Below are 25,766 nucleotides of genomic sequence, written 5' to 3'. Positions count from 1 at the left end.
CGTCGTCGATCGCCGGGGATACTGGGTATGCCGATGCGACTGCGGCAACGAAGCCTTGGCGCTCAGCTCCAGACTGTCGTCCGGGGAAAAACGGTCATGCGGCTGCTACCGCAAGGAAACTGCCGCGGCCCAGGGCAGAGCTAACACCAAGCATGGACGGCGCGACACGGCCGAGTACAGGATATGGAGGGGCATGCGGAACCGCTGCTCCAACCCTGCCTATGAAGATTATCATCTCTATGGAGGTCGAGGCATTCGCGTCTGTCAGCGGTGGGACGATTTCCCGGCGTTCGCTAGGGATATGGGGCCTCGGCCCGCAGGATATACGATCGAGCGCATCGACAATGATCAGGGTTATCATCCGGGGAATTGCCGCTGGGCCAGCCGTGCTGAACAATCCGCCAATCGGCGCATCAACCGGCCGATCACCTTCGGCGGCCGGACACTCCTACTAGAACAGTGGGCGGCTCGTATCGGGATATCACAGTCCAGCATGTGGCAAAGGTTGGAGCGGTGGCCGCTCGAACGGGCCCTGACCACGCCCAAGCTGCGCTGAAACGCAAAAAGCGCCGGGCGGTGGGGTCTCCCCCAGCCGCCCGGCGCCTTGAACCGGAATCCGATGTCGAAATATGCGCGGTCAGATGATCGATAGGATGCTCAAATCCATCTCGTACTTGCGCACGATCGCGCCGCCGGTCGCCGGCTGGGGCCTGACATAGCCCATATAGGTCCGCCCCTGTCGGTACGGACCGGCCTCCGGATCGAAGCACCAGAGCGCGACGCGTCGCTTGCCGAGATACTGGAGCAGCGGCTGCCACAGCGTCTCCCAGTCCACCTCCGACACCCAGCTTATCTTGAAGTCGAGCGTGCGCAGGATCAGGCCGGGGGTGTCGTCGACCACGCCATTGCGGGCGATCTCGATCTCCCCCAGGTCCTCCGGCCCCATCTGCCAGCCGGGGTTGTAGAAGTTGGCGCTCCGCACCGTCTTGCCCAGCACCAGCGACGCTGCGGTGAAATCGCCGGTGTGCCCGCCGATGTCGATCCGCCACCAGCGATAGGTCTGCACCGAGGGGAGTTCGAGGTGGCTAGAATAGAGCCCGTCCTCCCGGGTGATCGCGGGCGAGATGAAGGGCCGCGCCGTGCTGTCATAGGGCGCGGACGATCCGTCGACGTCGGCCTGGCTCGCGCCCAGCCGCAGGCGGATCGTGGTGCCCGGCAGGGCATTGGCCCAGATCATCGACATGAAGTCGATCGGCTTGGTCGTGCCGAAGTCGCCGCGCACCCACAGATTGCTGTTGCCGGTCGATTGCCAGACCATGCCGGTGAGCGCGACTTCGCCCAGATGCGATGCCGGCCGGTTGCTGCGCTGGTTGCCGCAGCTCAGCGTACCGAGGGAAAGAGGAACGACGGCGAAAGGCTTTTCCATGTCACCCCCAGAGCATGACGGTGGTCTTGTCGTTGCCGGCGTCCTCGGTGATCGCGACGATGGCGCAGGGCATGTTCGCCTGGCGCTCGTCATCGATCAGCGTGGCTGCCGGCGTGACGGTGTTGAAGGAGAGCGCGAGGCTCCCCTTCACCTCGGTTGAGAAGCGCCTGCGCTCGTCGCCCACCAGAGCCAGCCGCTCGTTGACCAGCGCCTGCGCGTCGGTCGACGAATCGAAGAAGCTCTCGAACGGCTCGTCCTTGGGATCGCGGGCGACGTCGCCGTAGCGCGCTTTCATCAGCGCGCTCACCGCCTCGACGGTGCGGAACTCGCGCAGGACGAAGCCGATGCGGGCGGGGATTGCCGGCACCGGCTCAGCCCTTCGCCGCTTCGGCCGCCGCGGCGTCGACCGCCGCTGAGAGCGACAGGATCTCGGCGTGGAGCGGTTCGAGGATGGCGTTGAGCTGGTCGAGGCCCTCCGCCTGGCCAGCCGCCCGCATGTCCTCGGCTGCCTCCGTGGCGACGTCGATCACGCTGGTGGCGATCTCGACGATGCCGCCGACGATCGGCAGATCCGCCGCTACCTTGAGCAGAGCGCTGGCGTTCTGCGCCAGGGTGATGATCTTGGAAATGTTCATGGCATGGTCCTTCTTGGTCGGGGTTGCGGGGCGGCCGGCGATCAGCCGGGCGCGAACGATCGCAGCGTCACGGTCTGGCGGGTCAGCGCGGCGACATGGGCGGCCATCTCCGAAGCGGTCTTCGCCTGCTTGGCGAGCTTGAGGGCTGTGGTGCAGGCGCGGTTGACGTCACGCACGGCCTGGGCGGTGGCGCCGTGGATCGTTCGGTCCTTGAGCCGCGGCAGCACGAGCTTGAGTGCGGCGCGATAGGCTACCTCGGCGCGGAGGAGATTGCGGGTGCCTTCGACGGTGACCAGGTCGATGACGGAGGTCGCGCTCGAAGGGGCGGTGTTGCCCGGGGATTCTACGCGCTCGCCGACGCAGGCGCACAGGGTCAACACGGCCGCGACGGCGACCGCGAAACGGGTAATTCGCATTGCACTTCTCCTGGTGATGGGCCTCAGCCCTGGACGGTGGTCTCGTTGGGCGGGTTCGGCGCCGGCGCGGACTGCTGGAGCTGCGCGCTCATCCGGTCGACGCTGCGCTGGGTCCAGCGTTCCTTGATCGTCGAGATGATCGCCATGAACACCGCCACATAGGCGGCGGCCTCGCCCTTCTCTCCGGCATGGATCGATAGGCCCGCGAGGACGCCGACGATGATGGCGATGACGCCGAGCAGGATCAGATCGGCGCCGTGGTCGCTGTTGGGTATGATGCTCATCCGAGGATCCTCATCAGCTTCGCATCGAGAGCGAGGACATTGTCGAGCCCGACCGCGCCCCCGTTTGTGATCCGGCGCGCTTCCTTGAGGTCGCCGCGGTCGATCGCGGCGTTGACGTTGCCCGCCCGCCAGAAGTCGCAGGCGATCAGCAGTGACACCGCCGGCAAGCGCGCCAGGTCGGGATGCTGCAGGATGCCGAGGCCCAGCCGCTTTTCGGCCGCCTCATAGTTCGCGCGGAAGGTCAGCATCAGGAACCCGGAGCCGCGCCAGTCCCAGCCGTCGTCGTCGTCGGTGCCGTTGAGCTCGTTGCCCATGCGGCCGCCATAGACCTTGTTGGCGAGGGCGATGTCCTCGCGGTCGGGGTCGCTCGGATCCCAGGCGAACGGCAGCGCGCTCGCGAGCGTCGGGAAGCGGCTCGGCCAGACCTGGGTGATCCGCTTCGCGCTGTAGCGGAGATTCTCTTCCCAGACCGTGAAGCCACCGGTCTCGTTGCTCCCCTGGCCGAGGAAGTTCGCGAGGCGCGCCGGCGTCGCATCGATCTGATAGGCGGGCAGGTGGACGATGCACGCCCGGGCGAGCTCGTCGATGACCTCGGGCTTGGCAGTGGCGCCGACGACGCGCAGGAGCGCGGAATAGGTGAGGCGGCCGGGTACGCCGTCGGGCGTCACCCCCAGTCGCTTCTGGGCGGTTTTCCAGTCGATCATGTCAACCTCGTTCAGTTGGGGAGGGGGAGGGTGCCGCGGCCCAAGGATCATTCCTCCGGGGGGGCGTTGGATGCGGCGAGATAGGCGGCCTGGATCGCGGCCTTCTCGGTGGCTTCGGCCTGCTCCTGCTGGGCACGCCGCTCCTTGATCTTGCTGACATATTCGGCCGCCTTCTCGGGGGCGGCCTCCATCACCATCAGCAGCCCTTCGAAGAGCTGCAGCGCATTGTTGAGGCGATGACGGAGCACGGCCATCTGGGCTTCGCAGAGCGCTCGCTCGCGCACCTGGTCCTGCTCGAGCTTGGCGATCCGCCCGTTCAGCGTCTCCACCAGGCTGAGCGCGACGTCGTCGGTTTGCGCGCGCTTCTGGCGGCGGTGGTCGAGCAGCGCCTTGATCAGGCTGCCCCCGCCGATCCCGGTGGCGAGGGTAGTGAACAGCACGATCCATTGCTGGACCGCGCCGCCGGACGCGGCGTCGATCATGGCAGTCTCCAGATATGAAAACGCCCGCTCGAGGCGGGCTGGGTGGACGGCAGTGGGGAAGCAGGGGACAGGCGGGCGGTCAGCCCTTGGCGTTCATCTCGGCGCAGCGCGCGCGCAGGCGATCGCCCTTGTGGACGAGGACGTTGATCATGCCGGTGATCTCGCCGAGATCAGCCGCATCGGTGATGACCTCGCCGGCCGCCTTCAACCCGTCGATCGTCGCCTGGACGGGGCCGTCGAGAAGCTGCTCGACGATCGCGTACCCGCCGGCCGCGCGCTTCGCGAGCAGCCGATCGAGCTGCGCCTGCTCCGTCTTGTTCAACCCATTCTCGCTCATGATGTCCTCCTTGGTGGGCGGCCTATGCCGCGCCGAAATCCTTCACGGCCTGGTCGGCCGCATCGACGATCGCCTGCGCCGCCGCCCGCTCGGCAGCGTCGGCGACGATCTCGGGGTTCGGCACCGTCTCGATGCCGGCCGGCTCGCCCGTCTCGGGATCATAGGCCGGCCGCTCGATCGTCGCCGGCAGCGGATCGATGGCGGGCGCCAGCTCGATCGGCTCGCCATCCTCGTCCACGCCCATGATCGCCGGCCGACCATCGGCGAGGCGGTAGCGGGCGAGCCGCTCGATCGCGGCGCGATAACCGGCCAGGGCGATGTTGAAGAGGTTGTTCGCCTCGTTCACCGCGTTGTCGGCGATCCACTGCTCGGCCCAGGCGAGATAGGCCGGATCATCGGTGACAATCCCCTGCTCGCGCTCCCACTGCGCCCGCTCGGCCTCGAAATGACGCAGCCCGCGCTTGACGGCCTGGCGATAGTCGAGCGCGACATCGCCCTTCTGGATGAAGATCGTCATGGTCAGGTATCCCGCTGTGCAACGATGGCGACATCGACGGTGCTCGGGGCCACCGCCATGACGACGCTGTAGAGGAAGCCGTCGAAGCTGATCGTGTAGTCCTCGCCCGCGCCCGGCCGGAACAGCGCGCCGTTGACGAACACCCGCTTCGGCCGCCAGCCCTGCGGCAGCGGAAAGGCGGTCTGCGTACCGTTGCCGGCGAACAGGAAGTCCTGCGTCTCGCTAGCTCGAACCTGCGCCCGCAGCGCGGCCAGTTCTTCGCGGAGGTTCTGGGCTGGCTTTTCGATATAGACGGTCATGATCAGTCATCCGCTACGAGGTTGTTGGCCGCCGAGATCGTCGCGCCGACCGCGTTGGTGGTGTTCGCCACGCGGCGCAGCCCCTGGAAGACGCTGCGCCCGGCCGAGGTGCCGATATGGAGCAGCCCGTTGTCCTGATCGTGGGCCACGGCGGTGACGGCATCCGACGTGCCGTAGAGGGTGCAGGCCGCACCGGCCTGGAATAGCCGCCTCTCGTCGGCATGGTTTTTGCGTATCTGCTCGGAGGAGGGGGCGGTGGCGCCGATCCGCCACAACGCCAGCGAATGATCGCCGCCCGTGGTCGTCTGAACCCCCTGGCCAAGCCGGATGATCGCGCCCGAGAAGCTGATACTGGCCGCCTTCGCTTCCGAAGCCACCAACACGCCGTTGCAGTACAGTTCGGCCACGCCGCCGCGCCGCAGAAGCGCGACGAACGCCCACATGCTCGCGCCACCGCTGAGGGTGTACGAGATCGGGTTGGTGCCGATGTAGCCCGACAGGACGCCGGCATTGATCATCAGGACGATGCGCCGGGTCGCATCCGGCGACCCCGGATGATTGCGCTCGAACATGCGGAAGGCGCTGGCGAAATTGGGCACATTGACCCAGCCCATTACGCAGAAGTCACCCGTGCCAAAGTCGAGGTTGGCGTTGAACGGCTGCTCCAGATAATTGCTCGCAGAGAAGCCCGAATAGCCGACCAGATCGGCGCCGGCCGCCACGGCGGTGCGGGCGACGGTGCCGTTGATCTCCAGCGGCAGGCCGATGCTCGACCGATCAGGCACGGCCTCGACCACCGAGATATCGTCGAACACGACCGTTCCGGCGCCATAGACGCTGATCTGGATTTGAGGATTGGTGGAAAGCGCGATGAACTGGCCGGTAAAGGTGCCGGCCACGGTGCCCCCGGATTTCGAGAAGCCCCCGACGCCGTCGACCACGGCGAACGAGCTGCTCACCGTGCCGCTCACCACCGTCCATTTGACCCGATAGCAGCGGCCGACGACCGTCGTGATGTTCTGGCGGATCAAGCCCCTGTTGGCCGTGTCGACGCCGGTCAGCGCCGCATTGCCGCCGGTCAGGTTGCTGCTCCCGGTCCCGGTCGGCGTCTCCGACCAGCCCGTCGCCCCGGCGGCGAAATCGCCGTTCGTCACCAGCTCGGCGCCCGCGACCAGATTGGTGGCGTCCTTCGACGCCAGCCAGGCCCCCTTGACCGCGCCGACCATCCAGCCCGTGTTGAAGGTGGCGCTGATGTACGCGATCATGCTGCCCGCGAAATTCGCCTCATTGGGGAGCAGCAGGTTGAGCCCGGCGGATAGGCCGAACGCAGCGATATTCCGATATTTCGAGATCGCGCGCGGCTGACCGTCACGGTTGTCCGCTCCCATGCGGGTCGGCGTCGAGTCTGCGGCGAACCGGAAATCGAAGCTGGTGCTGTCGGCGGTCGGGATGCTTGTCCGAACCCAATTGCGGTACAGAACGCCGCCCCCACCGGCCACGGCCAGGAAGCCCGGCCGGATGATCACGTCGAAGCAAACCCCCGAACTGGCGGGCACCCAATCCGCGATCGCGCCGTCGGGGTGGATGATGCTCACCCCGGCGTTGGTCGCGGCGGCGATCGTCGCGATCGGGAGCCGCGAGGCCGGGTCGATCGGCGCATCAGGCATCACCGCCATGTCAAGGCCATTGACGTAGGGGTTCACCAGCGCCTGTCCCAGCGTCACATTGGCCGTGGTGAGTTGGGGCCGGGCCGTGGTGGTCGACCAACCCGACTGGACGTAGATGCCGCTGGCGTCGCCACCTTGGCCGTTGCCGTACCATGTGTTCCGATCAGCGGCGAGATCGAGCACACCGAAGCCGCCATAGCCCGCATTGGCGGCGATGTAGATGCGCCCGTTCAGCGCGCGGACCTTGGTCACAACGGTCGCGCCATAGGCGGGGATCACGTTGCGGATATTGGCCCACATCGGTGCCGTAGGATCGTCGTTATCATAGACGAAGATATTCGAGCTATCGACCAGCACGATTAGGGCGACGGCCGGGAACTCGCGCCGCGCGCCCCGCAATGCCGTATTGAGCGGCTCGTTATACCAAGCCGTGTGCTGGCACCGCTTGCGCCAGGCGCCGCCGTCGCTGTCCTTCGACGTGTCATAGACGAACACGTCGACCGCCGAGACGGCCTTGGAGAGCGCGACCAGCGACAGGTTCTGATAGGCGACGGCCGCCGCCGCGCTCTGCTGATAGCCATAGGCGAGCGCGGTATTGGCAGCGACCTCGGCCCGCTTCGCCTCGACAAGATCGCGCGCCGTCTCGGCCTGCGTTTTCGACGCGGCGGCGGCGGTCGCGCTGTTGCCGGCTGCCGTGGCCGAGGCGGCAGCCTCGCCCGCCTTGGTGTTGGCCGTCGTCGCGCTGCCGGCGGCGGCCGTCGCGGCGGCCTGCGCATCCTCCACCGACGTTCCGATCGACGCGACGCTGGCCGCCGCCGCCGTGGCGGCCGCCTCGGCCGCCGCCGCGAACTCGGCGACGGTCCCGCCCGCGATCGTCGCCCAGCGCGCCCAGCAGGGGAAATAGACGGTGCCGCCGCTGCCGTTGAGGATCGGATAATAGCCGAGCGGCCCGTGCGTCGGATCGGTCGACGGCTTGCCATCCGCGTCGAAGCTGTCCGGATCGGTGGTGCTGCCCGCGACCAGGTTGAAATTATACTGGCGCAGGGCGTCGCTGGCGTCGGCGAGATCGCCGACCCGCGTTGCCAGGGCCACCAGGGTTGGATTGTCGATTTCAGGCATGCGCCATCCTTCAGGGCAGGGGTGGATATCCGGCGGTGATGTCGATCGCGGCGAGCGCCGCTTCGTCCACCGCCGCGTCGATCAGGGTGAAGATGGCGTTGGCGGCCGTTCGGCAGGCTTGCTCATGCGCCGATGCGGCGTCGCCGACCGCCATCATCTGGGCCGCGTCGAGCGTGGCCTCATTGTCGTCGGCCAGGGTCCACTCGATCGACCAGGCCGGATCATCGTCCAGATGGCGCGCCGCGAGCGAAGCGTAGCGCTCGATCGCGGCGAGGCTATCGCGGCCGGGGCCGCTGTCGGTCTGGATCGCCCCGATACCTGCGACGGTGATGCCTTGGCCGATCCGCTTGCGACGGACCCGCTTCGCCTCTTCCCGCCGCGCCGCCTTCAATTCGTCGAGGCCGGGAACATGCAGGATGAAGGCGGTCCCATCCTCCGACAGGCGTCCTTCCGCCCATCCGTCGATCTCGACCGCGACTTCGCCGGGACGGATCTTGGCCGCCAGATCGTCGGCGACCGGGAATTCGCAGATCCGCGCTTCGCCGCCGGGAAGGCCGATCGCGTACATCACCATCGCCGCGCTCCTACTTGTACCGGATGAACACGATGACGCCCGAGCCCGAGCGCATCTCGACATCGCCGCTATCGGCCAGGAATTGCGGCCCGATATGATAGGTGCCGGCCGACAATGACCACGTCGCGGGAAAGGATGGGTTCGACATGTAGGCGCCATCACCCGACGACGGCCCCTCGACCGAACCGATCACGGTTTCGGCCGCGTTGTAGAGGATCATGCGGACGATCAGCGACGACGACCCGATATAGTTCGCCCGGCCCATGAACAGCACCAGCACGTCCGCCGCATAGTCGAGGGTGAAGGTGTGCCACGCCCCCGACAGGACGTTGTACCAGCCACCGTTGGACGTGCGGGTGCTGCCCGAAAGCGTCGACTCGACCTTGGTGACGCTGTTGCTGATCAGGTTCGGGGTGCTGACCGATCCCGTCGTCTTGAGGTTGCCGTAAATCTCGACGTTGCCGCCCGCGACGCGCAGCACCATCGTCCAGCCCGAGCCGGCGGACGGGTTGGAGATATGGACCTCCTTCGCCCCGAACGCGACGTTGCTGGTGGTGACGCCCGGCGAGGTCTCCGCGCGCGCCGAAATGAACGCCGTCGCGCCGCTGCTGGTGTTGGTCGTGACCGACCAATAGGCGCCGGTGCGGCCCTGCAGGCTGGAGATCGCGCTGCTGTGCGTCGTGACGGTGGCACTCACTCCGCTGATCGATGCGCTCAGCGACGCATAATGGTCTGCCTCCGTCGTGGTCAGGGTCGCCAGCGAGGTCGACAGGGTGCCGATGCTGGCGGTGTTCGCGCTCAGGGTCGCGTCGTGGCTGGTGAGGGTGGCATTGACCGTCGTCAGCGCCGAGGCGCGCGCCGAGCTTTCGTCGCTGATCGCCTCGCTCAGCGTCGATACCTGCGCGGCGAGGTCCGCCTCGACGCCATCGACCTGCGATTGCAGGTCCGCGATCGCCGTCGTGCGCGCGCCGGCTTCGTCGGTGACCGCTTCCTGGACGGTGACGATCGCCGCCTCGCGGTTGCTCGTCTCCGTCGCGAGCGCCGCGGTAAGCGTGGAGATTGCCGTGACTCGCGACGCCGCCTCATCGGCGATGGCGGTCTGGAGCGCGGTATAGTTGGCCGTGATTGTCCCGCCGAGCGTGGTCAGCGACGCCGAGATCTCGGCATCGCGCTCGGCATAGGTCTGGGTCGGGCTGACCTTTACCGCATCGACGTCAAGGATGAAGGATGCCCCATCGAGCGACTTCGCGCCGATCAGGCTGATCGTGGTGACGATCGCCTCGTCCCCCTCGATCCGCTCGCGGGTCTCGCGCCGCTGGACGGTATGGAGATGTTCCCCATCCATCCAGGTCAGCCCTTGGGCGCGGCCCTCGCGTGTCTCGCCGAGGAGCATCGTCTTGAGGTAATCGGTCACCAGTTGCGAGAAGTGCTCGCTCGCCTCCTCAACCCGCGCCAACGTAGCGACAGCGTCGGCGATGACCTGTTCGGCCAGCCGGTCAGCGACATAGGTCCCCTCTGGCGCGCCGCGCGTTGCATCGGGCTCCGCCGGCTGCAGCGCGGCGACGGGTGTCCCGTCGGGATAGGCGATCAGGACGCCGGTCAGCCGGTCGTCCAGCAGCGTCCAATAGGCGCCCTCGGCGGGGAAAATGCCCGCGGCGGGGGTCGCGTTGATATATTCCCAGCGGGTGGTCGACCCGTCACCCTCGACGACGTCGGCAATGTTGCCCTGCCGGTAGATCCTCTCCGCATCATAGGGGCCGACCAGGATCAGCGTGTAGGGACTGGCGATCTCGTCGAGGCTATGGACGCGCCAGCACCGGTCGGCGCCGAAGGCGATGCGCGAATATGGCGGCGACACGTCCGCCTCGCTGTTCTCGACCACCATCGGCATCTGCCGGGCCTGCGCGTCGAGGGTGACCACCGGGTCGTCCAGCGAGATTCGGCTGGCGAACAGCCGGCCGGTCCAGTCGACGCCGGCCTGGGCGTTGCACGGGCGGGCCAGCCGCTGCGCGAATTCGAGCAGGCTGGTCTGGTCGGTCAGCACCACATTGACGTTGCGCGGCACGGCCGTATCGAGCGCCGCGAGCGAGGCGCTGTCGATGAACGCGCTGTCGACGCTGGCGATCGCGGCGGCGGCCGAGATGATCGCGCCGGTGCGCCGCGGCCAGGTGCCCCCGACCTTGTGGCCGTCGACGTCGCCGGTGATCACGCCGGCCGGCGGCGCGCCCAGCCGCACCATCCCCTGCGCGAGGCAGGTCGCCCAGCGCCCCGGCGGGATCGCGCCGGCGACAAGCGCGGCATAGCTCGCATAGTCCGCCGCTGGCGCGCCGTAGCTCGAGGCGCGCTCGAACAGCGCGTTTACCGCCTGGATCGGCCCATAGCCCGAGAACTGGAAGACCGAGTTGACCTCGTCGACCAGCACCGGCTCGACATTGCGCGCGCGGCCGAAGATCAGCGGCTTGACCTGGCCCTTGAGGTCCTCGCCGCCCTCCGCGCCACTCGTGCCGGCATAGGTGCGGTTGAGCAGGTCGGCGTCGAGCGCCGTGGTGTCGACAGAGGCGGTCGGGCGGAGCTTGTTGGCCTTCGAATCGTACCGGTCGACCTTGCCCTTGAACCAGACCGGCCACGGCCATGCGTCGGTCGCCTCGCCGCGGTAGATCGTGATCTTCGCCGACGGCCAGAACAGACGGCGCGCGTTCGCATACTGCTTGGCCAGCCGGTCGATCTGCAGCGACAGCGAGGCGGTGCCCAGCGCGACGGCGGTCGAGAAGTCGCCGTCGAACAGCGTCATCGACCGCGTCGGCATCTCGCTGACCGCGGGCCACCAGGCCTGATCGCCCAAGCCGGTGATCTCGCGCAGGTCGGCGGAGGCGGCGCGCAGCGTCACCCGCTCGCCGGTTGTGGGATCGAGCGGTTCCAGTTCAACCAGGATGTGCGGCATCAGAAGTTCAGTCGCGCCAGATAGGGGTTGGTCTCGATGTTGGCGGCACCCGGCGCGTTGGCGCGAATCGCGGCGAGGATGGCGTTGAGGTTGACGCCCATCCCGGCGAAGCCGTTGGCGATCGCCCTCTCCACCGCGCTCAAGCCGTCGACGACGGGGGTATTGTCGTTCGTGGCGGCGGTGGGCGTTTTCGCGTCGAACGGCGTCTGCGCGCCGGTGGCGATGTCGATCAGCGCCTGCTGGTGGTCGAGGGCGCTGGTGGTCACCGACTTCACCTGGTCGACCAGGTCGAAATAGCCCTGCTGGCTGCCGTACAGCTGCCGCGCGATCTCGAGCACCGTGTTGGCCGCGTCGGTGAAGGCGTCATAGTCGACGTTCGGTCCGCCGGCCTGCACCGCCGCGGCGAGCGGATTATAGGCGGCCAGCGCGTTGGTCAGCCGATCCCGCAGCGACAGCCCGCCGGTCTCGCCGATATTGAGGTCGTCGAGCAGCCCCTGCAGCGAGGAGCGCATCGCCGACGTGGCCTGCTTGATCGTCTCCGCCCGCTGCAGCGAATAGAGCTGCTCGAGCTGGGCATATTCCTCCGAGCTCGCGCCGGCGGCGGCGAAGACGCGCTGGAGATCGGTGAACTGCTTGTCGAGCTGCTCGATCGCATAGCCGGTCGGATCCAGCGTTTGCTTGAGCGTCTGGAACACGCCCTCGAACTTGGCCGCGCGCGACAGCGCCGCATCGAGATCGCTACCCTGTTCGAGCAGCCGCTGGGTGCCGGGGCGGATATTCTTGATCGCGCCGTCGCGGATCGCGTCGGCGATCGCCGCCTGGATGGCGTCGGCCTCCTCCTTGAAGCTCTCGGTGCCGGCGCCCTTGGTCCGGCCCGACCCGGTCGGGTCGACGACATATTTTTTCTTGCGGGCGCCGATCGAGACCGAGAAGTCGCCGATCTCGCCGCCGAGCGCGTCGGCGATCTTCTGCAGCGTGCCGGTGACGCTGTTGCCGAGATTGTCGGCCGCATCCATGTACGACTTGCTGTTGCCCGACACGGCATTGGTGAACATGCCGGTGGTGGAGTCGTAGCCGAGCGTCGCCGAGCCCTTCTTGGTCTTGGTGAACAGGCCGCCGACCAGGCCACCCACCAGACCGCCGACGATGCCGCCGAGCGGGCCGGCGAATGCAGCCAGCTTGCCGAGCTCCTTGCCGAAGGTCTTGCCGAGCTCCTTGCCGGCGACCTTGCCCAGCGAGCCGCCGACCGAGGAGCCGATCTGGGCGCCCTTGTCACCGCCAAACAGGAGGCTGCCAACGGTGCCGCCGATCGCGGCACCACCGAGCAGGTCGCCGAGGCTGTTGCCGACCTTCTGCAGGATGACGGCCGCCTCCTCGAGGACCCCTCCCTTGCCCTGGACCGCATCTCGAAGATTGTCGCCGAGCAGCGATCCTACTTTGCCGAAGGCCGCGCCGACCGAGGGAAAGCCCTTCGTCAGCAGGTTGGTCTGCTTCTCGAGCTCGAAGGCAACGTTGCGCTGGGCGTCGACGATGATCTCGCTGCTCGCGTTGTCGTTGGCTGGAGAGAAGCCCAGCTTCTCGCGGGCGTCGTCGAGCGCCTCCGCAACGGCAGTCCGCAGATCACCTGCCAGTGCAGACCCATTCGAGAGGGGAAGGTTCGCCGATGAGGCGAGGCCGCCGAAGCTGACGCCGAGCAGGCCGACATCGCTGTTGAACGATCCGCCACCCGTGCCGCTGATCGCCGCCGTCGCGGCCGACAGCGTGCGCGCGAATGTCTCCACCGCATCCGCCGCCTTGAGCGTCGCGGTTTCCATCCGGTGCTGGGGATTGACGAAATCCGCGAACTGCTTGTCCACGCCCTTGAAGAGCTGCTCGGAGGCGACCCGGATCTGCGTCTGGACATAGCTGTTGACCAAGTCGGAGCCGAAGCTGCTCAGCGACTTGAGCGGGTTCTTGAACGACAGGGTCCGGCCGGCCAGCCGCTCCAGCGCGCCCTGCACGTCGGTGACGATGCCGGCATAGGCTTCGACGACGCGACGCGTCTGCTCGGCCTCGCGGCGCTGAGTCTCATAGGCGCGTGCGATCGCGAGCACCTGCTCCTTCTGCTCGGGCAGCAGATTGCCGATGCGGTCCTGGAGCGAATAGATGTTCTGGAGCGCGTCAGCCTCGGCATCATAGCCGGCGGTGCGCAGCGCCTGGATATCCAGCGCGCGTTCCTGATCCTGGACGAACTGGGCGAAGCGGGTGTCGCGGCCGGTCTCCACCACCGTCTTGGCGAGGCGGGCGTCGAGGACGATCTGCTCCGACTTCGCGTCATTGAGCGCGCCATATTTCGCGATCGTCTCGTCGAGATAGCGGAGCGCCGCGGCCTGCTGGTCGGCGAAGCGGGGCTGGGCATCGAACTGGGAGGAGATGCGACGGATTCGCTCCTCGGCCGTCGCCTGCTCATTGGCGAGCTTGGTGGCTTCGCGAACTTCCTTGTTGTGATCGGTCCGTGCGCGGCGGGCGGCTCGCTCGGCGTCGACAGCGCGGTTCAGCTCCGTATTCGCCGCATCGAGCTCCTTGCGATACGCTGCCTGAGCGGCAGTGTCGGACTTCCTGATGTTCTTCCCTTTGAGCTGGACCTGCTCCAGTTTGGCGCGCGCGCGCTCGACATCAGTGGTCGCCGTAGCCAGCTTGCTAGCCAATTCGATCGACCGCGTAATATCGGTGTTGTCCTCGCGCCGCGCATCGACGAGCTTCTTCTGCGCAGCGGTCGCGGTGCCCTGTGCGACGGCGACGCGGGCGAGCTGCAGATTGGTAGCATCGAGCGCCTTTTTCGCATCGTTATAGGCGAAGGCGACCTTCTCGACGTCCTTCGCGGCCTGCGTCATCGACTTGTCTTTCGCCGCCGCCGCATTGACGATTTGCACCGCCTTCTGCGCGTCGATCGCGCCGCTCTCGAGATCCCGATAGGTCTGTCGGAGAATCTTCAATCCTCCGGCGGACACGGCGTTGGGGTTGGCGATGCGGCCCGTGGGATCAAGGCGGCTGCCAGCCTGCGTCAACGTGTCGAGAAAGCCGGACTGCGCACGGTTGAACGTCTTCTGCTGGTCGTCGCGCTGCTTTTCGAGATCACGCTTGCCGTGGAGGATGTCGAGCCAGTTGACCTGCTCCTTGATCTTGCCAGTCGTCCGATCGAGAAAATCGGCTAGGTCGCTCTGTCGCTTGGCCAGTTCGTCCGACGCCTCACCGGCCCCGAACAGCGCGGGCGCGAACTCGGCGAGCAGCGCGATCGCGGTGATCAGGCCGAAGCCTAGCGGTCCGGACAATTTCTCGGCGACGGTTCCGACCTTGCCGCCGAATCCGGTCATCGCGAAGGCGAGCTGCGGAAGCTGTTGAACGAGGACGGTCGATAGCTTCTGACCTGAGGCCAAGCTGACCGTGAAATCCTGGAGCTGCTGCCCTGTCTGAACGAGCGCGAAGCGCTGGGCGCGCAGGCCGTCGTTGCCCCGGAAGAGGCTGTCGGTCAGGCGATTGTTGGACTGGATCACCGCTGTGGTTGCGGACGCCGCCTGGTTGAGCGTCGTCTGCAACTGCTTCATGGCCCGCGCCTCCTGTTCGGCGGCGGCGGCGACGTCCTCCTGCTCGCGCGCAGCGGCCTGAGCGGCCTGCACCAGCCGGCGCGTCTCCTGGGACAGATCACCCTCGGACCTTGCAGCCCGTTCCGACGCGGTCGCGACCTCGCGCAGCGCGATCGCTTGGGCTCGGGCGGCGTTTGCGGCGCGCTCATAGGCTTCGACATCAATGGCCAGCGCCCCGGAAGTGTTTCGGGGGGCCGCCAGCGCACCGGCAGTGAGTTGCTGGATGGTCTCAATCTGCTGGCGGAACCGGTCAATCTCAGCCGACGGCGCGAAGGCGCTCTGGGACTCGAGGGTCCGTCGATAGGCGATCGCCTGGCGCTCGGCTGCTTCCTGGGCCCGGGCGAGGTCCAGCCAGGCCTGCTCCGCTTCCTGCGCGGCGCGCTCCTGCGCCTGAAACGCCTGCTGGAACACGGCTGCGGATTCGGACGCGCTACGCGCCGCCTCGGTCGCGGTGACGCCGACGACGCGGTTGATCTGCGCGAGCATGTCGGCGGAGCGCGCGGCATTGCGCTCGGCATCGGCAAGATCCTGGAGCGCGGCCGCCTCGCGGAACACCTCGGCGGCGGCGGCGGCCGACTTGCCCGTGGTCGCGCCGACGCCCTGCCGCGCGAGGACCGAATCGAACGCGTCGCGTCGCTGGCCCTGCAGGACTTCGGATTGGGCCGCGGCGGCCTGCTCCAGGTAGAGGTTGCGCATCGCGGTCGCGAGCGCGGACGTGCGGCTGGCGGTGGCGTCGAGCTGCTGCTGGAGCTTGGCATAGCTGGCCGTCTGGGCGTCGGCCATCGCCACGGCCTGGCGCGATTCGACGACCTGCGCCTCGAGACCCGCCAGATACTGCCGCGTTTCGGACGAGACGTCCCCGGTCTGGCGCGCGAGCTGGCGTGCGGCATCGAACAGCGCCTTCACCGTCTCATGATAGGCGCGCGCCTCGCGCGCGGCCTGTTCGAAGCCGGGCAGGTTCAGATCCAGCCGCCCGTTGTCGTTCAGCGATCGGCTGATCGCGTCCTTGGCCAGCCGGCCGATATCGTTGAAGACGCCCTGGAATTGCTGGCGGATGCTCTCCCCCGACCCGGCGAACGCGCTGTCGATCGCGCGCCGCGCCGCGAGGGCGCCCTGCTGGGCGTCGCGCTCGAACGCCGGAAAGCCGGCCGCGTCCCGCCGATATTCGGCGGTGATGAACATCGGGAAGGCGCTGCCGTTCGACATTATCGGACGTTCCTCAATTCCTGGGCCAGGATGCGCGGCTGGTTGGCTGCCGCCTGCGCCGCCACGCGCCGGGGCTCGATGCGTTGTCCGCGCGACGTGCGGCGGATGCCGACGAAGGCGATGATGAAGTCGACACGCTCCCGGCTCGCGCCGATCGCGCCGCGCTTCGGCAGTCGCCGCGCACGGCCGGCGCGGCCGAAGCGGTCGACGGTGACGTTGCGGACGATGAGCAGGGCCTCGCCGGGATGGCGTCCGTCGATCTTGACGAGCGGCCCGATGCGCTGGGCCAGCCCGGTCGCGTTGTAGAGCGCGGGCGTCATCTTCCGGCGCTGCGCCCGGGCGGGGATCTCGGGGGTCGCGATCCAGAGCCACCCCTTGGTCGGCACGATCTCGCCGCCCTCGCTGTAGATCTCGATCGCGCCGAGCGTGCGCTCCGACCGGCCCCTGACGTGGATATCGCCCGACACCTTGAACCCGTCCGCCGTGCGGTGGACGCGCCCCCGTCGCTTGTCCGACCCCGCCCCGATCGCGCCCGCCAGCCGGCCGAGACCGGCCCCCGCCATGTCGGCGCGCACCAGATCCTTGCCCTGCTGCGCGCCGATATCGGTGGTGTTCCACATCGCGCGCAGCAGCTTGTTCTCCATGGCGAGCTGCGCGCGGGTGGTGCCACGGGCCGGCGTGCGGATCGTGGAGCGGAAGATCGGGGTCATTTCTGCTTTCGGAAGCGGGCGACCTCGCGACCGATGATCGCGAAGGCGCGGGTCAGTTTGACCGGCTGGTCGAGGACGGCTCCCCCGTCCGGGTAGCGGGCGACGACGCCCCATTCGTTGGTGCATTGGAAATAGAGCTGCACCAGGTGTCGCTCATGCTCGCCGATCAGGCGGGCGGGGTTGCCGGTGAAGGTGCCGACGCCGTCGATCCGGCATTGTCCTCCATTTCCCCGGATGACGTCGTCGTCGAACCATTCGGGGTGGAGGGTGCAGGCGACGGCGATGGCGAGTTTTTTTCCTCGTCCCCCGACAGGTTCATCTCCTTGGTCGCCCGAGCAAGGAGCGACAGGAAGGCTAGACCCTCGCCGACGATGTCGATGCTTCGCGCCTGGGCGGCGCGCTCGACCTTGCCGAGGCCCTTCTCGATCGCGTCGATCGTCGCCATCGGCACCTCGCCGTCTTCGAGCGCGAAGGGGACGTCGATGCCCGACCAGCCGGCCAGCACCAGCGAGAGCGCGACGCGCGGGCTCTCCTCGAGGAACAGGCTGTTGTCGGCCGCCATGCGCGCCAGCCGCGGCCAGTTCTCGGAAAGGCGCCGCTGCAGGTCGATGATCGCCGAGACCTCTGCGTCGTCGATCCCGATGGTCGGCGCCTCGCCTTCGGCGCCGGCGGCGCGCCACTGCCGGAGAGCCTCCTCGAGCCGGTCTGCGGCGTCCCAATAGGCTTGCAGCCGGGCGGATTGCGCGTCGAAGGTGCTCGGCGTCCAGAGACTGGCGAGGGCCACCAGCATCTCGGCGCGGATGTCGACCGGGACGTGGAACTGCAGCCCGGCCGAGCGGAGCGCGTGCCGGTAGCGGGGCAGGATTCGCCCGGTCATCGGCCGGAGCCAGAAGACCGGGCCATCCCGCAGGTCTTTGAGCGATTCAGGCCGGTGCTCGACCTGATCGGTTCCGGAGGTTGCGGTCATGTCGCCCCTCAGAAATACGGGAACACGATCGAGACGGCCTTGCTCGGGTCGTCCAGATAGGCGGTGACCTGGTCGGTGTAGAAATCGCCGCCAACCTGAGGCTCGGGCGAGGCGAAGCGGGCGTCGGCCGCCATGAAGCCGATATAGTTGCCGCTGCCATAGCCGTAGAGCGCCTGGATCGGATGCTTCGACTGCGCCGTGCGCAGCGCCAGGATATCCAGATAGGACAGCGCGGTCCGGTTGAGGTTGAGCCCCATCGACCGGCGGGTCTCGACGAGCTCGGCGCTCTCCGACCCCGACGACCGGTTGGGATTCGGACGGAAGCCGACCCGCGGCGACAGGTCGAGCGAGATCGAGGAGCCGCCCATGCGCTTGCCGGCGATCATCATCTTGCCGCCCTTGAATGGGGGCACCGTCGTCGCGAGGCTGAGCGCCGGGCAGGACTCCTGCGAATAGCCGTGCAGTTCGCCCGAATAGGTCAGCGACAGGCGCGGGAGGTCGCCGCCGCCGTCGCGCGCCGCCGTGGGCAAGGTGAGGGTGGCGGCCGACGGGGCGAAGCCCTGGAACTCCATCCGGAGATTGCCCTGCCAGGTGACGACCGAGGCGATCGGCGGCGCGTCCGAACCCGACAGCGTATAGGCGAGCTGCTGCGGGATCTGATATTTGCCGGTGAGCGCCGAATCGAAGCGCTCGGCCAGCGTCGCCTTCTTCGCTGCGTCATAGGCGGCGATCATCGACAGGGTCGCAGCGGTCACCGATCCGGCGCCGGGCAGCGCGACGGCGAGGCCCTTGTAGAGGTCGGCCGTCGCCGCTGCGGTGGTGCCGAGGATGGCTTCGGTCACGGTCGATCCCGCACCGAGGTTTTCGGCCGCCACCGGGATCGCCGCCGACACGACATTCTCGGTGAAGCCCAGCGTGCGCAGCATGCGCCCAAGGATGAACGCGCCGGCCACCGGCGGCGCCGACCCACCCGGTCCGCACAGCGGCACGTCATAGGTCACGTCATAGGTCGTGCCGACGATCAGGTCGCCGGGGCGATGGATCGTGCCGTTGTAGCGCGGGTCCTGCTGGGTGATGTCGTTCGGCTTGATCGACAGGTTCGCGATCCCGACCATGTCGGTCGTATCGGGCGCGGCATAGGTCGTCGCGTCGGCCTGAAGCTTGAAGGCGAGCCCGGTAAAGGGCACCTGGTCCTTGACGATAGGTGCGTCCATGATGGTCTGTCCTTATGATGGAGGGAAGGGTCAGGCGTCGCCGGCGACGGCCGGGTCGCTCGGGTCGCTGACGGGGCCGGGTTCCGGTTCAGCGGCCTGTTCGCCGCGGTTCCGAAAGTCGGCCTCGTTGGCGGCCGCGAAGGCGGCGGCGGCGTCGTCGCCCTTGAGGCAGGCGGCGTGCAGCGCGTTGAAGTCGACGCTCGTCGCCGACAGCCGCGGGGCCACCGCGGCATGGGATGCGATCTTGGACATGGCAGTCTCCGTCAGGAAATGGGCCCGAGCGGCCCGATGATGGTGAGGAAGTCGGCGTCCGGCGTGATCCACTGGATCTGCGCCAGGGCCATGATCAGCCCGGCGTCGGCGCCCTGCTCCTCGTCCGGCGTGACGCCGGTGAAGGCGAGGTCGCGGGTCAGCCCGCCGAGGGTGATGTCGGCATGCAGCACGCCGATGAGCCAGGCGACGATCGCGGCCTGCCGGGCGTTGATGGAATTGAGCTCGCCTTCCGCGGTGGCGATGTCGAAGGCGAACTCGCACGCGTGGATCAGGTGGCTCTGGTCCCAGCGGGTGAAGTTGGTCGTGCCCATCCGGACATGGAGGCCGCCGACCTCTGTCTCCTCGGGGGTGAACGGCTGCGCGAACGGGCGGTCGCAGCAGATCAAGAGGCCGTGGCCGGGGGAGTCCTCGGCGGCAGCGGCGGCGGTCAGGACGTCGATCAGGCGCAGCAGCACCTTCCGGCCTGCGGGGAGGCCGGTCACGTCAGTCGGAAAGCTGGGCATCAGCGTTTCAGCTTGAGCTTGCAGACCCACCAGTTGCCGCTCTCGTCGGACCGGGGATCGATGGGGGTGAAGTCCTGGCCGAGATCGACCAGGCGGACGACGCACTGAGCGTCGGGGCGGGCGGGCACGAGCGTCTTGTGCAGCTCGACGGTCCGTTCGCCGACGATGGCGCCGGTGGCGCCGAAGCTCTCCACGCCCTCGCTATGATCGACGAACGCCTTCATCGGAATCGGCGACCCGACCCCCGCCCCGGAAGGGGTGTAGAGGATCGGATCGCCGAGCCGCTCGAGCGTGACCGCGTCGAGCATGCTGTCGAAATCGGACAGCGAGACGGGCATGGTCAGTCGGCCGGAGGTGGGGGGGCTTGACCGGGATCGGCCGGTGTGGCGGGAGCCTTCGGCGCGCCGCCCGCCTTCGCCGGTTTCCCGGCCTTGACGCGTCCAGCGACCTTGGCGGCGGCACGCGCCGGCGTCGCCGCGTCCGAGCTGCTCTTGACCTTCTCGGCGGCGCCCTTCTTCGCCTTGGGGTCGATCTTGCCGGCCTTGACCAGGTCGTCGATCCTGTCCGCCGGCACGCTCGGCCACTGCGCCGCCTCATCCTTGTTGTCGGGATCGCCGTGGACGACGCCGGCGGCGGTGACGATGGTGAAGGCGACGAGCGCCTTCACCTGAAGCAATTCAGCCATCGTCCCCTCCCTACGCGCCGGTCCTGCCGTTCAGCAGGGCCTCCGGGGTGGTGCAGATGTGGAGCGGATAGGAGGCGACATCGATGTCGACGAACTCCTGCCGGCCCGACGGATCGATGATCGTCTGGGAATAGCGCTCCAGGCCGCGGGTGTTGACGAAGGGCAGCCCTTCCGCCGGCGAATAGGCCACCTCGAACACGTTGCGGACATTCGTCGGGATGAACTTGCACTTGGTCGAGCCGACGCTGAGCGTCGAATCGTCGTCGGTGCCGCGATAGTTCACCCAACGCACGCCCCAAGCGAAGATCTCGTCGAAGGTGGTGTCGTTGCGCAACTCGCGCGCCGCCGAGGTCTGCAGATAGGTCGCGCGATATTCGGGGTTCTCCTGCATGTTGTCGTAGAACTCGTCGCCGCACAGCGCGAGGATGCCCATGCCCGGCAGTGCGCGTCCGCCGAGCGCGCGAAGCATCGGCCGCTTGACGTTTTCGGCGATGAACTTCTTCACGCCGGTCCGCGATCCCCAGTTGAAGGCGATCTCGGTCGGCTGGGTGATCCCGAACTCGTCATAATAGTCGTAGATCACCGATCCGTCGGCATCGAGCAGCACGCCGTTGATGGCGCCCATGCGATGCACCTCGAAAGTGAGGTCGAGATCCTGGCTGAGATCGGCCATGCGATTGCCGACCTCGGTCTGGACTGCCTCGAGCTCGTTCTCCGAGCCGAACGCGCGGATGCCCTGCAGCTCGTCGGCCATGAGCTTGTCGCTCTCGGCCAGCCGGACGGTGTTGAAATTCCGCACGTTGCGGCGGTTGCGCTCGCGGCGCGGCCGAGGTGCGCCGCGCTCGGTCGTCTGGATGACATTGAGCTTGGCACCGCGCTTCTCGACCATGATCGAGGTCGTGCGGACCGGCTTGGGGGTGAACAGGTTGAGCGAGCCCAGGAACCCCGGAACATAGGGGATGTCCTGGATCGCGGTGGTGAGTTCGATCGCCGAGAAGGCGTCGCCACGGAAGACGTCCATGGTGATCATGGCAATAAGTCCCTTTCTGGAAAATGGGCGAGCCTCCCCGGTCGCGCGGATCGTGGATCCGCGCGTTGCGCCGGTCGGGCGGGCCGGAGGGTTAGCTGCGGAGGATGATGCCCAGCCGCTCGAGGTCGCCGATCGCCTTGTCCTTCTGGGCGGTCGTGATGGCTGCGGGCCAGGTGAGCAGGTTGCCGTTGACCTCGCAGTCGCGGACATGGGCGACGCCGGGTGCGGCGGCCTCGCTGGCGTCGACCCCGGCGTAGAGGATGCCGGCGGCGATCTGGGTCCCGTCGGTCGCCGCCGGGTCCAGCTTCTTGTAGGCGGTGGTGATCTTCGACACGATGACGTCGAAACCGTCGCCGACGGCGAAGGGCGTCGCCCCCTGGGTGAACACGCCCTTCACCTGCTCGCCCAGCGTCACGCTGTTGCCGGTGGTGCCGCCGATCGTGAGATCCGCGATCAGATAGCCGTCGGCATCCTCGATCCGGATGTTGGTGGTCGAGGTGAAGCGCGCCGTGAGCGTGCCGCGCTTCGCGCGCGGCAGGATCGGCGTGGTCGCGTCCAGCACGAACGTGCCGTTGCCGGTGTTGCCGCCAGCCTTCGCGGCGGAAGTTGCGGTGCCGCCGGGGATCGCGCCCAGGACGGTGGTGGCCAGCAGGGCCGCGCTCTCGGCGATAATGATGGCCTCGCGAGACCGGGTGCCCGGCGCCTCGCTGACGATGTGCTCCCCGGTGCGGGGGTTTTCGGTAAGAACACCCATTGGAAATTCCTCTCAGGTTCGAGGGCGTTGAGGTGGTGCCGGGATCAGCGCTGGCGCTGGCCGGCGATCTTGGCGGTGATCTTGCCCCAGCCGCCCTTGGCATTGCCGGAGCCCTGACCGCCGCCGGGGCTCAGGTCGGGGTTGTTGCCCTGCATCTGCTCGAGCATGTCGTCGGCGCCGCCCTTGGCGTTCGCGCCGAGCTTCGGCAGCATGGCGACGATCTTCTCGGCGCTCATGTCGCTGTTCGCGAGCAGCTCGGCTGCGGCGGTCTCGCGCCCGGCGACGTGCTCGGAGGCGAAGACGTCGGCGACGCGCTGCCGCTCCTCGGCACGGATGGCGGCGACGCGGTCGGCGGCGAGGGGGGCGGGCTGATCTTCACGGGCTTCCGAACTCCCTTCCTGGCGGGCCTCCTTCTTCTTCGCCTTGGGCGGCTTGGGCTCATCGTCGTCGTCATCGACGTCGTCGGATCCCTGCTGGCCGACACCAGCCATCGCCAGCGCGGCGGTGGCGCCCGCCGCAGCGGCGAGCGCGAGATCACTCGATTCACTATCCCCGTTTCCGGCACGCGCGCCGGAGCGGAGGCTCGCAAAACGCGAACCAGCCATGGTCATTCTCCTTCGGTGTTGAGCGCTCAGCGCGAGCGCGAGATGGAACGCAGCAGCTTGTCCCAGGCATCTTCCTCGGACATCAGGTCGTCGATCAGACCGAGGCGCTGCGCCTCCCCGGCCTGGAACCAGTCGGCCTCGGTGGCCATGATGCTCTTGAACGTCTGCCGGCGGCCCTGCGCGACCAGGCGCGCGAAGCGCTCGCGGGTGTCGTCGACCCAAGCCTGCAGCTTGGCGAGCGTGGTGTCTTCCAGCGGCTCATAGGCATTGCCGCGCGCCTTCCGCTCGCCGGAGCGGATCATGGTCACCTTGATCCCGGCCTCGTCGAGCGCGGCGGTGAAATCGACATGCATGCAATAGCAGCCGATCGATCCCGCGATCGCATCGACCGGGGCATAGATCTTGTCGCAGACGCTGGCGAGCGCATAGGCGGCGCTGCACGCCTGCTCGTTGACATAGGCCCAGATCGGCTTGCCGCCCTCGCTCTTGGTGTTGAGCGCGATCAGTTCGGCGAGCTGGAAGACCCCGGCGGTCTCGCCGCCGGGCGAATCTATATCGAACCAGATGGCCTTGACGTCGTCGTCCTTCATGGCGGCGCGCAGTTTCTTGGCGATGCCGTCATAGCCGGTCATGCCCGAGATCGGGTCGAGCCAGCCGAACTTGTGGACGAGGGTGCCGTCGACCTCGATGACGGCGACCTGGCCGTCGGTGCGATAGGGTTTCCAGTTGTCGCCCCAACTCCGCCGGGCGTCGCCGGCCAGCGCCTGCATCTCGTTCGCGCCCAGCACCGTCCCGTCGATCCGGCTGACCTGGAAGATGCCGAGCCGCGACTGGAGCGCCGCGGCGATCATCTCCGCCTTGGTCTCCTCGATCATCAGCGGCACGTTGAACACCCGCTGGGCGAGGTGCTCGAAATGGCGCTTCACGCGCGGCTCGATCATGCGTCTTCTCCCGCCCGCTCGCGCTCGTCGCGGCGGTCCTGGTCGTCCGGATTGTCGTCGCCGTTGGCCTGCGCGCCGGCGCCGGGCGGCGTGGGATCGGCGAGCCCCAGCTTCTTCCGCAGCTTCTGCTCGCGGGCGAGCTGGGTGAGGACATCGCGATAGTCGCGGCCCTGCTCGGCGGTTTCGATCGAGAGGTTCGACCGGCCGCCCGCTATCGCGAGGTCGGCGGCCTCCTCCTCCTTCTTCGGATCGATCGTGCCGCGGCCCGGGCCAAGCCAGAGCGCCTCGCAAATCTCGTCCCGCCACTTGTAGAAATTGTACGGGCCGCCGGGAATCTCGACCTCACCGCGGAACACGGCCTCCTCGAGCCAGGCCTCGTACATCAGCGAGCAGACGGTCTGGGTGAACAGGAACCGGTCGACGGTGAAGCCGCGCCAGATCTCGTTCAGCAGCGTGCGGGCGCTGGAATAGTTGATGCCCGACCAGTCCTGGCTGAGCTGCTCGTAGGACAGGCCGAAGGCCGCCGCGATCGAGCGGAGCACGGCGGCCTGGAAGGCCGGATATTGCGGCGCCGGTCGCTCGGCGCCGACCATCTTGAACTCCTCGCCCCCGAAGAGATGGTTCACCTGCACGCCGTTGAGGGTGATCTTGTTGTGCTCGCGGTAGGCGATCCGCGCCTCGTTATAGGCCGAGCCCAGCACGTCCTCGTTCGCCGGCGCGATCGCCGCGGCGACGTCCTCCGGCTGATACGGGCTGGTGATGACCGCCGCCTGGATCGCATTGAGCAGCGCGGCCTCGAGCTCGGCGTCGTCATAGCGGTCCAGCATCTTGAAGCGCTTGAGGACGGAGGCGAGCTTGGAGACGCCGCGCTTCTGCTCCGCGCGGCGCTTGTTGAACATGTGGATCGCGAGCGGCCGTCCGGTCCGGCTTTCGCGCGGCACATAGGTCCATTTGAACTGCTCGCCGGTCGTGCTCGAATCCGACGGGTGCGCGTTGCGGATCCAGTACCCGATCGCCTCGCCGGTTCGCGGGTTGAGCTGCACGCCGGCGCGCAGCGTGTCGTTGTCGTTCTGGCCATGCGGATTGCACAGCCGATCGGTGTCGACGATCTTGAAGCAGGTCCCATAGCGCCCGCCGCGCTTGAGCATATAGGTGACGAGCAGGCATTCGCCGTCCTGCAGATAGGTCTGGTAGGCGAGGCGGACCATGCCGCCGAATTTCAGGTCGCGCTCGACGTCGCACAACTTGCGGTTGCCGTTCGCCCAGCTCCGGAACTTCGCCTCGGTGCGGGTCGCCCAATCGTCGGCGAAATCGGCTTCCCAGTCCATCGCCTCCCAGTTCGGGCGGGCCTCGAGCCGGATGTTCGCGCCGACCACGCCATCGGCGCGGCGGTCGGCGCCGCCGCTCGCCCAGCCGTTGTTGCGATCGAGGTCGCGCGATCGGGCGACCAGCTTGTCGCGGGACGGGTTGATCTCGGCGCTGGCCGACCGCAGGCCAGGGTGCCAGGCGCCGAGTTCGCGCGACGTCGGCGAGGCTCCCTCATAGGGATAGGCGCCGCCGCCCAGCATCGAGCGGCGGGTCAGCGGGACGCCGCTGGTCGACCGCGCGCTCATCAACCCCACCTCACGCCGATCGCGCTGCGGCGCGGCCGACCGCTCGCCTGTCGCTCGGCCGCGGCGATGTCGCGCTGCAGCTCCGCGATATAGCTGGTGAGCGCGGTCAGGTTCTCGCGGCTGAACCGCATGCGCCGATCGCCGCGCTGCACCTCGATCACGGCCCCCGAGGTGGCGATGGCATGGCGCGCGGCTTCGGCTTCGGACAACCAGGTCCGAAGCGTGGTCAGGTCGGTCAAAG

At 67.8% G+C, this 25,766-nt stretch carries 28 protein-coding genes; all 28 read right to left on the bottom strand.

Annotation, left to right across the window (positions count from 1 at the left end):
* Positions 1-637: 637 nt before the first annotated feature.
* Positions 638-1,426: a hypothetical protein gene (locus HRJ34_RS14985; RefSeq protein ID WP_208631659.1), complete on the bottom strand. Its 789-nt coding sequence runs from the start codon at positions 1,424-1,426 to the stop codon at positions 638-640.
* A gap of 1 nt (position 1,427) precedes the next feature.
* The gene (locus tag HRJ34_RS14980; protein ID WP_208631658.1) at positions 1,428-1,793 is read right to left on the bottom strand and encodes a hypothetical protein; all 366 of its coding nucleotides are present in this window, start codon (positions 1,791-1,793) and stop codon (positions 1,428-1,430) included.
* Positions 1,794-1,797: 4 nt separating this feature from the next.
* Positions 1,798-2,061, bottom strand: a complete 264-nt coding sequence (locus tag HRJ34_RS14975) for a hypothetical protein (RefSeq protein ID WP_208631657.1) — start codon at positions 2,059-2,061, stop codon at positions 1,798-1,800.
* Positions 2,062-2,102: 41 nt separating this feature from the next.
* A complete protein-coding gene (locus tag HRJ34_RS14970) occupies positions 2,103-2,477 on the bottom strand; it encodes a hypothetical protein (protein WP_208631656.1) in 375 nt (124 codons plus the stop codon).
* A gap of 23 nt (positions 2,478-2,500) precedes the next feature.
* Positions 2,501-2,761 (bottom strand): hypothetical protein, encoded by a 261-nt coding sequence (locus HRJ34_RS14965; protein WP_226948798.1) that lies wholly within the window; start codon positions 2,759-2,761, stop codon positions 2,501-2,503.
* Entirely contained in the window at positions 2,758-3,465 is a 708-nt protein-coding gene (locus tag HRJ34_RS14960; RefSeq protein WP_208631655.1) for a glycoside hydrolase family 19 protein, read from the bottom strand. Before HRJ34_RS14960 ends, HRJ34_RS14965 begins: the two co-directional genes overlap by 4 nt.
* A 47-nt stretch (positions 3,466-3,512) precedes the next feature.
* Entirely contained in the window at positions 3,513-3,947 is a 435-nt protein-coding gene (locus tag HRJ34_RS14955) for a hypothetical protein (RefSeq protein ID WP_208631654.1), read from the bottom strand.
* 79 nt (positions 3,948-4,026) lie between these two features.
* The gene (locus HRJ34_RS14950) at positions 4,027-4,284 is read right to left on the bottom strand and encodes a hypothetical protein (protein ID WP_208631653.1); all 258 of its coding nucleotides are present in this window, start codon (positions 4,282-4,284) and stop codon (positions 4,027-4,029) included.
* Between the two features lie 22 nt (positions 4,285-4,306).
* Complete coding sequence (locus HRJ34_RS14945; RefSeq protein ID WP_208631652.1) at positions 4,307-4,801, bottom strand: hypothetical protein; 495 nt, start codon at positions 4,799-4,801, stop codon at positions 4,307-4,309.
* A gap of 2 nt (positions 4,802-4,803) precedes the next feature.
* A complete protein-coding gene (locus tag HRJ34_RS14940; protein WP_208631651.1) occupies positions 4,804-5,100 on the bottom strand; it encodes a hypothetical protein in 297 nt (98 codons plus the stop codon).
* A 2-nt stretch (positions 5,101-5,102) separates the two neighbouring features.
* A complete protein-coding gene (locus tag HRJ34_RS14935; protein ID WP_208631650.1) occupies positions 5,103-7,886 on the bottom strand; it encodes a LamG domain-containing protein in 2,784 nt (927 codons plus the stop codon).
* Between the two features lie 10 nt (positions 7,887-7,896).
* Complete coding sequence (locus tag HRJ34_RS14930) at positions 7,897-8,460, bottom strand: DUF4376 domain-containing protein (RefSeq protein WP_208631649.1); 564 nt, start codon at positions 8,458-8,460, stop codon at positions 7,897-7,899.
* Positions 8,461-8,470: 10 nt separating this feature from the next.
* Complete coding sequence (locus HRJ34_RS14925; RefSeq protein ID WP_208631648.1) at positions 8,471-11,401, bottom strand: phage tail tip fiber protein; 2,931 nt, start codon at positions 11,399-11,401, stop codon at positions 8,471-8,473.
* Complete coding sequence (locus tag HRJ34_RS14920) at positions 11,401-16,230, bottom strand: coiled-coil domain-containing protein (RefSeq protein ID WP_208631647.1); 4,830 nt, start codon at positions 16,228-16,230, stop codon at positions 11,401-11,403. Before HRJ34_RS14920 ends, HRJ34_RS14925 begins: the two co-directional genes overlap by 1 nt.
* Positions 16,230-16,940, bottom strand: a complete 711-nt coding sequence (locus HRJ34_RS14915) for a hypothetical protein (protein ID WP_208631646.1) — start codon at positions 16,938-16,940, stop codon at positions 16,230-16,232. Before HRJ34_RS14915 ends, HRJ34_RS14920 begins: the two co-directional genes overlap by 1 nt.
* Positions 16,937-17,083, bottom strand: a complete 147-nt coding sequence (locus HRJ34_RS14910) for a hypothetical protein (protein WP_208631645.1) — start codon at positions 17,081-17,083, stop codon at positions 16,937-16,939. The genes HRJ34_RS14915 and HRJ34_RS14910 overlap by 4 nt, the downstream gene beginning before the upstream one ends.
* A gap of 23 nt (positions 17,084-17,106) precedes the next feature.
* Complete coding sequence (locus tag HRJ34_RS14905) at positions 17,107-17,817, bottom strand: hypothetical protein (protein WP_208631644.1); 711 nt, start codon at positions 17,815-17,817, stop codon at positions 17,107-17,109.
* 98 nt (positions 17,818-17,915) lie between these two features.
* Positions 17,916-19,121, bottom strand: a complete 1,206-nt coding sequence (locus HRJ34_RS14900; RefSeq protein ID WP_208631643.1) for a hypothetical protein — start codon at positions 19,119-19,121, stop codon at positions 17,916-17,918.
* 30 nt (positions 19,122-19,151) lie between these two features.
* The gene (locus tag HRJ34_RS14895) at positions 19,152-19,373 is read right to left on the bottom strand and encodes a hypothetical protein (RefSeq protein WP_208631642.1); all 222 of its coding nucleotides are present in this window, start codon (positions 19,371-19,373) and stop codon (positions 19,152-19,154) included.
* An 11-nt stretch (positions 19,374-19,384) separates the two neighbouring features.
* Positions 19,385-19,897, bottom strand: a complete 513-nt coding sequence (locus HRJ34_RS14890; RefSeq protein WP_208631641.1) for a hypothetical protein — start codon at positions 19,895-19,897, stop codon at positions 19,385-19,387.
* Positions 19,897-20,235 (bottom strand): head-tail joining protein, encoded by a 339-nt coding sequence (locus tag HRJ34_RS14885; protein WP_208631640.1) that lies wholly within the window; start codon positions 20,233-20,235, stop codon positions 19,897-19,899. The genes HRJ34_RS14890 and HRJ34_RS14885 overlap by 1 nt, the downstream gene beginning before the upstream one ends.
* A 2-nt stretch (positions 20,236-20,237) precedes the next feature.
* The gene (locus HRJ34_RS14880; protein ID WP_208631639.1) at positions 20,238-20,582 is read right to left on the bottom strand and encodes a hypothetical protein; all 345 of its coding nucleotides are present in this window, start codon (positions 20,580-20,582) and stop codon (positions 20,238-20,240) included.
* Between the two features lie 10 nt (positions 20,583-20,592).
* Positions 20,593-21,603, bottom strand: a complete 1,011-nt coding sequence (locus HRJ34_RS14875) for a major capsid protein (protein ID WP_208631638.1) — start codon at positions 21,601-21,603, stop codon at positions 20,593-20,595.
* Positions 21,604-21,703: 100 nt separating this feature from the next.
* Positions 21,704-22,366, bottom strand: a complete 663-nt coding sequence (locus HRJ34_RS14870) for a head decoration protein (protein WP_208631637.1) — start codon at positions 22,364-22,366, stop codon at positions 21,704-21,706.
* Between the two features lie 44 nt (positions 22,367-22,410).
* Positions 22,411-22,971: a hypothetical protein gene (locus tag HRJ34_RS14865; RefSeq protein ID WP_208631636.1), complete on the bottom strand. Its 561-nt coding sequence runs from the start codon at positions 22,969-22,971 to the stop codon at positions 22,411-22,413.
* 26 nt (positions 22,972-22,997) lie between these two features.
* Entirely contained in the window at positions 22,998-23,912 is a 915-nt protein-coding gene (locus HRJ34_RS14860) for a S49 family peptidase (RefSeq protein ID WP_208631635.1), read from the bottom strand.
* Positions 23,909-25,525, bottom strand: a complete 1,617-nt coding sequence (locus HRJ34_RS14855) for a phage portal protein (RefSeq protein ID WP_208631634.1) — start codon at positions 25,523-25,525, stop codon at positions 23,909-23,911. Before HRJ34_RS14855 ends, HRJ34_RS14860 begins: the two co-directional genes overlap by 4 nt.
* A complete protein-coding gene (gpW, locus tag HRJ34_RS14850) occupies positions 25,525-25,764 on the bottom strand; it encodes a gpW family head-tail joining protein (protein WP_208631633.1) in 240 nt (79 codons plus the stop codon). The genes HRJ34_RS14855 and gpW overlap by 1 nt, the downstream gene beginning before the upstream one ends.
* Between the last annotated feature and the right edge of the window lie 2 nt (positions 25,765-25,766).

The organism is Rhizorhabdus wittichii (genome assembly GCF_017607425.1).
GTDB classification, from domain to species: Bacteria; Pseudomonadota; Alphaproteobacteria; order Sphingomonadales; family Sphingomonadaceae; genus Rhizorhabdus; species Rhizorhabdus wittichii.
The sequence above is the reverse complement of the archived record's forward strand: the minus strand, read 5'-3'. Positions and strand labels throughout refer to the sequence as shown.

Excerpts from the sequence above, each read along its gene's own strand:
- HRJ34_RS14895 (WP_208631642.1), bottom strand. The coding sequence starts at position 19,373 with ATGTCCAAGATCGCATCCCATGCCGCGGTGGCCCCGCGGCTGTCGGCG.
- HRJ34_RS14855 (WP_208631634.1), bottom strand. The coding sequence starts at position 25,525 with ATGAGCGCGCGGTCGACCAGCGGCGTCCCGCTGACCCGCCGCTCGATG.
- HRJ34_RS14900 (WP_208631643.1), bottom strand. The coding sequence starts at position 19,121 with ATGGACGCACCTATCGTCAAGGACCAGGTGCCCTTTACCGGGCTCGCC.
- HRJ34_RS14880 (WP_208631639.1), bottom strand. The coding sequence starts at position 20,582 with ATGGCTGAATTGCTTCAGGTGAAGGCGCTCGTCGCCTTCACCATCGTC.
- HRJ34_RS14945 (WP_208631652.1), bottom strand. The coding sequence starts at position 4,801 with ATGACGATCTTCATCCAGAAGGGCGATGTCGCGCTCGACTATCGCCAG.
- HRJ34_RS14985 (WP_208631659.1), bottom strand. The coding sequence starts at position 1,426 with ATGGAAAAGCCTTTCGCCGTCGTTCCTCTTTCCCTCGGTACGCTGAGC.
- HRJ34_RS14890 (WP_208631641.1), bottom strand. The coding sequence starts at position 19,897 with ATGCCCAGCTTTCCGACTGACGTGACCGGCCTCCCCGCAGGCCGGAAG.
- HRJ34_RS14920 (WP_208631647.1), bottom strand. The coding sequence starts at position 16,230 with ATGTCGAACGGCAGCGCCTTCCCGATGTTCATCACCGCCGAATATCGG.
- HRJ34_RS14905 (WP_208631644.1), bottom strand. The coding sequence starts at position 17,817 with ATGACCGGGCGAATCCTGCCCCGCTACCGGCACGCGCTCCGCTCGGCC.
- HRJ34_RS14965 (WP_226948798.1), bottom strand. The coding sequence starts at position 2,761 with ATGAGCATCATACCCAACAGCGACCACGGCGCCGATCTGATCCTGCTC.
- HRJ34_RS14970 (WP_208631656.1), bottom strand. The coding sequence starts at position 2,477 with ATGCGAATTACCCGTTTCGCGGTCGCCGTCGCGGCCGTGTTGACCCTG.
- HRJ34_RS14955 (WP_208631654.1), bottom strand. The coding sequence starts at position 3,947 with ATGATCGACGCCGCGTCCGGCGGCGCGGTCCAGCAATGGATCGTGCTG.
- HRJ34_RS14860 (WP_208631635.1), bottom strand. The coding sequence starts at position 23,912 with ATGATCGAGCCGCGCGTGAAGCGCCATTTCGAGCACCTCGCCCAGCGG.
- HRJ34_RS14975 (WP_208631657.1), bottom strand. The coding sequence starts at position 2,061 with ATGAACATTTCCAAGATCATCACCCTGGCGCAGAACGCCAGCGCTCTG.
- HRJ34_RS14915 (WP_208631646.1), bottom strand. The coding sequence starts at position 16,940 with ATGACCCCGATCTTCCGCTCCACGATCCGCACGCCGGCCCGTGGCACC.
- HRJ34_RS14940 (WP_208631651.1), bottom strand. The coding sequence starts at position 5,100 with ATGACCGTCTATATCGAAAAGCCAGCCCAGAACCTCCGCGAAGAACTG.
- HRJ34_RS14960 (WP_208631655.1), bottom strand. The coding sequence starts at position 3,465 with ATGATCGACTGGAAAACCGCCCAGAAGCGACTGGGGGTGACGCCCGAC.
- HRJ34_RS14925 (WP_208631648.1), bottom strand. The coding sequence starts at position 11,401 with ATGCCGCACATCCTGGTTGAACTGGAACCGCTCGATCCCACAACCGGC.
- HRJ34_RS14935 (WP_208631650.1), bottom strand. The coding sequence starts at position 7,886 with ATGCCTGAAATCGACAATCCAACCCTGGTGGCCCTGGCAACGCGGGTC.
- HRJ34_RS14870 (WP_208631637.1), bottom strand. The coding sequence starts at position 22,366 with ATGGGTGTTCTTACCGAAAACCCCCGCACCGGGGAGCACATCGTCAGC.
- HRJ34_RS14885 (WP_208631640.1), bottom strand. The coding sequence starts at position 20,235 with ATGCCCGTCTCGCTGTCCGATTTCGACAGCATGCTCGACGCGGTCACG.
- HRJ34_RS14930 (WP_208631649.1), bottom strand. The coding sequence starts at position 8,460 with ATGGTGATGTACGCGATCGGCCTTCCCGGCGGCGAAGCGCGGATCTGC.
- HRJ34_RS14865 (WP_208631636.1), bottom strand. The coding sequence starts at position 22,971 with ATGGCTGGTTCGCGTTTTGCGAGCCTCCGCTCCGGCGCGCGTGCCGGA.
- HRJ34_RS14950 (WP_208631653.1), bottom strand. The coding sequence starts at position 4,284 with ATGAGCGAGAATGGGTTGAACAAGACGGAGCAGGCGCAGCTCGATCGG.
- HRJ34_RS14875 (WP_208631638.1), bottom strand. The coding sequence starts at position 21,603 with ATGGACGTCTTCCGTGGCGACGCCTTCTCGGCGATCGAACTCACCACC.